This is a genomic window from Microcystis sp. LE19-10.1B (assembly GCF_027530565.1).
GTDB lineage: Bacteria > Cyanobacteriota > Cyanobacteriia > Cyanobacteriales > Microcystaceae > Microcystis > Microcystis aeruginosa.
The window spans coordinates 1-6,594 of record NZ_JAPZQM010000657.1 but is presented as its reverse complement, the minus strand read 5'-3'; the positions used below and the strand labels follow the sequence as shown (position 1 = coordinate 6,594).

Genomic DNA, 6,594 nt, shown 5'->3' with positions numbered 1-6,594 from the left:
ACCCTACACCCTACACCCCACACCCCACTTCCCCACTTCTCACTCTATTTTAATTTGACTGCCATAATTGCCAAGCTTTAACGAGATTTCCCCCCATCAAGGCAGCCACTGCATTTAAAGTCTTAATTTCCTCACTATCGGGATTTAATTGTCTAGCTTTATCTAAGACTTTTTGGGCTGCTTGCGGTTGCCAATCGTAGAGATAAATAAAACCCTGATAAGCATAATGATAGGGATTATGGGGGTCAATTTTAATCATTTCCTCCGTGGCTTTTATTGCCCCTGCCACATCCTGTTGTAGTACCTTAGAAATTGCTAATCCGTAGGCTAAAGATAATTTATCGGGGGGGTTTTGTTGCTGTAAACGATAGGAAAAAGCCTTGTCTGCTTGCAGCACATAATCCTGAATCGAATCGTATTGATTGATACGATTAGTTAACTCAAAAATTGGCTCAATACCCGTTAATCCTTGACCAATATTAGCAGACTTTAAGCGCAATTGGGTCACTAAATCTAATTGGGGCGTTGCTAACTTGGGAACTTGAGGATCGATGGTAATTTGAGCATTAGTTTTAATTGGATAGGTTTCGCCAGTTTCCCGATTGAGATAGACAGCAGATAAGCGATAAACTCCGGGGGTTGCTGCCGACTGCATGGCGGTTTTTTCAGTGACTTCAAAACCTTTTTGTTGCTCTTCTGGAGTTAATTTTTCTGCCATTAATCCCCCCATAGCAATACCATGATCGTGCATCCAATAATCCTTACCGTCCACTTCTTGCCAGGTTAAAATTACTATCCCTGACTTTAATTGTTGCCAGTCTCCTGCCCATTTATAAACCACAGAAATTGGTTGATTAGGAGAAGCTTTTTCGGCAAGGGTAATCTCTCTTAATTCCACCCGTTTTGGCGCATTTTCAAGGGGGTTAACCGTGACGGAAGGATATATTTTTCGGTGTAGGGACAGGGTACTATCATCCGGTAGATGCCAAGTTTTTTCCACTTGGAAATCTGAACCAGTGGCGACTCGATTAACAATTTTTTTCTGGACATCGGGGACAGAACCCTGTTCACCAGTTTTAGTTAAAAACCAATCTAAAGAATTGACATCCTTTTCGATATCTTCTTCCCGAACTCCCACCTGTCTGCCGGCAACCTGGGAATTATGTTTACCACCGTAGAAAGAGAAAGTATGTTGATTTAATTCGGGGGTGGAAGGTAAAACCCCTAGAGTGCTGCGAAGATAGGGAGAATCGGCTAGAATCTCTTTAACTACTTCTTCCTGTTGCCAGCCGGTTTTTAAATAGGGATGGTGTTGTAATTCGGGACTGAAAACGTTAGTAATTAGCTCTCCCCCCAAGGGAAATAAATTTAAGCTGGTGAGGATAGCGGCAATAGTTATCGTTCCCCAACGGATACCAGGGGCAAAACGACCACGCCAAGATAATAAACCAACGGATAAAATTAAGGATAAAGTCGGTAAAAGCGGCAAAATATAACGAGCATCTTTATTGATATTTAGGGATGATAATAGGTATCCCCCCAGCAGAAAAACTCCTAACCAAATCCACACAGGACGATTAACCTTATCTTCGGTTTTTCTATGACGTAAGGAGATTAATAATCCCACCACAGGAACTAATAACAATACCCAAGAAAGAAAATAGGGTAAAACTTGGGCGTAAAATGTCCAGGCATCTGGACTGGTAAGAGGCGGATCTCCCTCCAAAATCGCCGAATCTACCGTGGCACGTTTGCCCGCGGTTAACATTAATAACCAATTCGTCCGATACCAGGGAAACATTAGCAATGCTGCCGTCAAAAAACTCAGCATTAATTGCGCTAGATTACCCCAACGTTTTCGCCGGAGATTTTCGCCCAATACCCACAAAATCGGTAAAAAGAGGAAAAATAGGGCGGTTTGTTTGACTAACATCCCTAAACCGCAAGAAATCCCGAAAGCGATCGCTTTTAGCCAGCCTTGACCACTAAATCGCCACCATGTCAAGCATAAGTAGGAAAACGTTACAATTGCCGCTAAGGGAAAATCTAAGAGATATTCGAGGCGATAATAGTATAAACCCGGGAGAAATTGACAGATTAAGACCGCCCAGAGTGCTACAGTCCCATTAAAGAGGATAATTCCCAATCCGTACACAGAAAAGAGCAGTAGGGCGCTATAGATAGCCATTACCCACATACCCGCATCAAGGCTAATACCAAAGAGATTAAAGAAGGGAATCGTTAAAAGATAGGTTAAAGGGGGAATTTTCGGGGACATTAGCCATAAACCGCGCCACCAATCCCCATCAAACCAGCGCGGATTTTGGAAAGCTTGGCTATAGATAATCCCACCGTTGAGATAATCGGCCTGATCCCAAGCAGGAATAGTATGATCGAGACTAAACCAGAATCTATCGACTAATATCCCCAATATCCAAATAATACTGACAATAATTAATCCCTGTCTCCCCTCTAGCGATCGCTTCAAAATGACTTCTCCCTAGTGCAACTCTCAATTATTCTGCCACGCTCTCAAGCGCCCCTGAAAAAATCGCCAGCAAGAAACACCAGACCGATCGGGGTAAAATAAAGATTTAGTGAAAAATTGTAACAGGAACTTGACAAATGCGAGTGGTGATCGTTGGTGCAGGGTTAGCGGGAATGGCAACAGCTATCGATCTGGTCGATGCGGGCTGTACAGTAGAAATCTTAGAATCTCGTCCCTTTGTCGGTGGAAAAGTCGGTAGTTGGGTAGATGCGGACGGTAATCACATCGAGATGGGCTTGCACGTCTTTTTTGGTTGTTACTATAATCTTTTTGAGTTAATGAAAAAAGTGGGCGCTTTTCAATCCCTACTGCTCAAAGAACACACCCACACTTTTATCAACGAAGGGGGAAAAATCGGCGAATTAGACTTCCGTTTCGCCGCGGGTGCGCCTTTTAACGGTTTAAAAGCCTTTTTTACCTCCTCTCAACTCTCGGCAGCCGATAAAATCTTTAATTCTCTGGCCTTAGGTACAAGTCCCATTGTCCGCGGTCTGATAGACTTTCAAGGAGCGATGAAAACGATTCGGGATCTGGACTCGATTAGTTTTGCCGATTGGTTTCGTAGCCATGGCGGTAATGAAGGCAGTTTAAAAAAAATGTGGAATCCGATCGCCTATGCCTTAGGATTTATCGATACGGAAAATATCTCGGCCCGTTGTATGCTGACGATTTTCCAATTTTTTGCCGCTAAAACCGAAGCTTCCGTCCTGCGGATGTTGGAAGGTTCCCCCCACGAATACCTACATAAACCGATTATTAACTATCTGGAGGCCCGGGGTGCCAAAATCTCTACCCGTCGTCAGGTGCGGGAAATTCTCTATTCTGGAGAGGGCGAAAATCTGCAAGTTAATGGCATGATCGTCGCTAACGGAGAAACCAGAGAAACTATCACCGCAGATGCCTACGTTTGCGCTGGTGATGTCCCCGGTATTCAGCGTCTCATTCCCCAAGATTGGCGGAAAATGCCGATTTTTGACAATATTTTCCGACTAGAAGCCGTCCCCGTCGCTACGGTACAACTGCGTTTTGACGGTTGGGTGACGGAGTTAAATGATGCCGAAAAACGCCGACAACTGCAAAAAGCGGTGGGAATTGACAATCTTTTGTACACCCACCAAGCGGATTTTTCCTGTTTTGCAGATCTTGCTCTCACCAGTCCTAGGGATTATTATCGCCCCGGAGAAGGTTCTTTATTACAGTTGGTTTTAACCCCCGGGGATCCTTTTATTAAAGCTAAAAATGAAGATATCGCCCAGCACGTTTTAGCGCAAGTCCATCAGTTATTTCCCTCCTCGCGGGAGTTAAAGATGACTTGGTTTAGCGTGGTGAAATTGGCCCAGAGTCTCTATCGGGAAGCACCTGGTATGGATGTCTATCGTCCCTCGCAAGCGACTCCTATTGCTAACTTTTTCCTGGCTGGCAGTTATACCCAACAGGATTACATTGATAGCATGGAAGGGGCGACTTTATCGGGTAAACAGGCAGCCAAAGCAATCTTACAACAGGCCGAGCGCCAGAAATCTTTAGCCACGGTTTGAGCAAACAGCCGGCAATCTCCTCCCTTGAGAAGGGATTGCCTCTAGATTTGTTTTCAGTGGCAAAAGATAACCGCTATAGCTAACTGGGGAAGTCAGCCTCTCAGGCCAAGCTATACAAAAAAGACCGATCAAGCTAGACTCGTAAAAAGATCACTCCATCTAGAAGGCTTACCCTAGACTGGAAAGAACGTCGGAAAAATCTCGTCAGAAATAGGAGTCAATCGAGTTTATGCCAGAGCTTGCTGTACCATTAGAGCTTGATTTCACCAGCGAAACCTATAAATCAGCCTATAGTCGCATTAATGCCATCGTTATTGAAGGCGAATACGAGGCCAATAGCAATTATATTCAATTAGCAGACATCCTCACCGATAACAAAGAAGAGTTACACCGTCTGGCAAAAATGGAAAACCGTCACATGAAAGGTTTTCAAGCTTGCGGCCGAAATTTGCAAATCACTCCTGATATGGATTATGCCAGAGCATTCTTTTCCTCTCTGCACGAGAACTTCCAAATTGCCTACGCAGAAGGTAAAGTTGTCACCTGTTTATTAATCCAATCTTTGATTATCGAAGCTTTCGCGATCGCTGCCTATAATATTTATATTCCTGTTGCTGATCCTTTTGCTCGTAAAATTACTGAAGGCGTAGTTAAAGACGAATATTTACATCTCAATTTTGGCGAAGAATGGCTAAAAGCGAACTTTGAAACCGCTAAAAAGGAATTAGAAGCCGCAAATCGAGCTAATCTTCCCATTGTCTGGAGAATGCTCAATCAAGTCGAGGATGATGCTCGCGTCCTCGGTATGGAAAAAGAGGCCCTCGTGGAAGACTTTATGATTAGCTACGGGGAAGCTTTAAGCAATATTGGTTTCAGCACCCGTGATATTATGCGGATGTCTGCCTACGGATTAACTGCTGTCTAAACCTTGAGCGTCGAGATTTCCTGTTTTTCCCCTGCTGCCGCTCAACACAGAGCGGCTCTTTTGTGTATTATATTTAAGAGTCTTAACGATTTCTTAGCAATATCCTCATTTTTATCTAGTGCCATCTAGTCTAACGAAAGAACAATCAATGTTTGGTCTTATAGGTCATCTTACCAGTTTAGAACACGCCCAATCGGTCGCCGACGATCTAGGTTATCCTGAATATGCTAACCAGGGATTAGATTTTTGGTGTGCTGCCCCCCCGCAAATTGTCGATGATTTTCATGTCACCAGCATCACGGGACAAACCATCACGGGTAAATACATCGAATCCTGTTTTTTACCGGAGATGTTGTCGCATCGTTGGGTAAAGTCTGCTATTCGTAAGGTGCTAAATGCCATGGCACTCGCTCAAAAAAGTGATATCAATATCACCGCACTCGGCGGTTTTTCTTCAATTATTTTCGAGGAGTTTAATCTCAAAGATAATCGACAGGTGCGGAATATCGAGCTAGATTTTGGCCGTTTTACCACCGGTAACACCCACACCGCTTACGTCATCTGCACTCAGGTGGAAACCCTCGCTGAAAAAATGGGCATCGATTTAGCTCAATCTACCGTCGTGGTTTGTGGGGCCACCGGAGATATCGGCAGCGCTGTTTGTCGTTGGTTAAATGAAAAAACCGATACAAAAGAACTAATCTATGTGGCACGCAATCAAGAGCGTTTACAATCTCTGCAAGAGGAGTTAGGACGCGGTAAAATTCTCCCCCTAGAGGAGGCTTTACCCCTGGCTGATATCATTGTTTGGGTGGCTAGTATGCCTAAAGGGGTGGAAATTGATCTAGATAAACTTAAGCGCCCCTGCATTATTATTGATGGTGGTTATCCGAAAAATTTAGGCATGGTATTAAATGCCCCCGATATTTCGGTGATTAAGGGCGGCATTGTCGAGCATTCCCTCGATATTGACTGGAAAATTATGAAAATCGTTAATATGGATATTCCCTCTCGTCAAATGTTTGCCTGTTTTGCTGAGGCGATTTTATTGGAGTTGGAGGGTTGGCAAACTAATTTTTCCTGGGGACGCAATCAAATTACCGTCCCTAAAATGGAACAAATCGGCGCAGCTTCCCGCAAACACGGGTTTCAACCTTTGTTATTTTAATTAATATCCCCAACCCCCCCCCACCGACCACGGAATTAGAAGTTTTAGGCGACAAATAATTAGGAGTGAGCGCTTGACTTTGCCAGCGGCTTGGGTTATAATTGTCTTACAATGGGATGTTTTTGTTTATTGCTGACTGCTCAGATTACCATTATAAATAAACTCTTTTAAAAATATTATCCCAAAATCTGCCGACAAAAGCAAGCAAAATTTTGCCATCAATTGTTAAGTTTTGTTAAGAAAAATCCTAAGAGTGGCAAGGAAGAGAACTCCCTTAAGTAGTCATGCAAAATTAATTACCCAAATAAAAAATTAAGAAGTATAATACATAAAAAAACGAAGCAGCAGGAAAATACAATGAGATTGATTAGAGACCTAAACCCCGAGAGCCAGAAAATGCTAGAGAGAATTTATC

General features: G+C 43.4%; 4 protein-coding genes. 3 read left to right on the top strand and 1 reads right to left on the bottom strand.

The genetic code is table 11. From position 1 onward, the window contains the following. Positions 1-49: 49 nt before the first annotated feature. On the bottom strand, positions 50-2,488 hold the full coding sequence (locus O9332_RS23550) for a glycosyltransferase family 39 protein (protein ID WP_288027650.1): 2,439 nt from the start codon (positions 2,486-2,488) through the stop codon (positions 50-52). A gap of 137 nt (positions 2,489-2,625) precedes the next feature. On the opposite strand from O9332_RS23550, the gene zds reads away from it, so the two are divergent. The 3 genes from zds to O9332_RS23535 all read left to right on the top strand — a co-directional run bounded on the left by zds (position 2,626) and on the right by O9332_RS23535 (position 6,179). Beyond that, positions 2,626-4,086: a 9,9'-di-cis-zeta-carotene desaturase gene (gene zds / locus O9332_RS23545; protein ID WP_288027649.1), complete on the top strand. Its 1,461-nt coding sequence runs from the start codon at positions 2,626-2,628 to the stop codon at positions 4,084-4,086. Positions 4,087-4,315: 229 nt separating this feature from the next. Continuing rightward, on the top strand, positions 4,316-5,011 hold the full coding sequence (locus O9332_RS23540) for an aldehyde oxygenase (deformylating) (protein WP_002759657.1): 696 nt from the start codon (positions 4,316-4,318) through the stop codon (positions 5,009-5,011). 148 nt (positions 5,012-5,159) lie between these two features. Continuing rightward, positions 5,160-6,179 (top strand): long-chain acyl-[acyl-carrier-protein] reductase, encoded by a 1,020-nt coding sequence (locus O9332_RS23535; protein ID WP_002759660.1) that lies wholly within the window; start codon positions 5,160-5,162, stop codon positions 6,177-6,179. The last annotated feature ends 415 nt before the right edge of the window (positions 6,180-6,594 follow it).

Excerpts from the sequence above, each read along its gene's own strand:
- O9332_RS23540 (WP_002759657.1), top strand. The coding sequence starts at position 4,316 with ATGCCAGAGCTTGCTGTACCATTAGAGCTTGATTTCACCAGCGAAACC.
- O9332_RS23535 (WP_002759660.1), top strand. The coding sequence starts at position 5,160 with ATGTTTGGTCTTATAGGTCATCTTACCAGTTTAGAACACGCCCAATCG.
- zds (WP_288027649.1), top strand. The coding sequence starts at position 2,626 with ATGCGAGTGGTGATCGTTGGTGCAGGGTTAGCGGGAATGGCAACAGCT.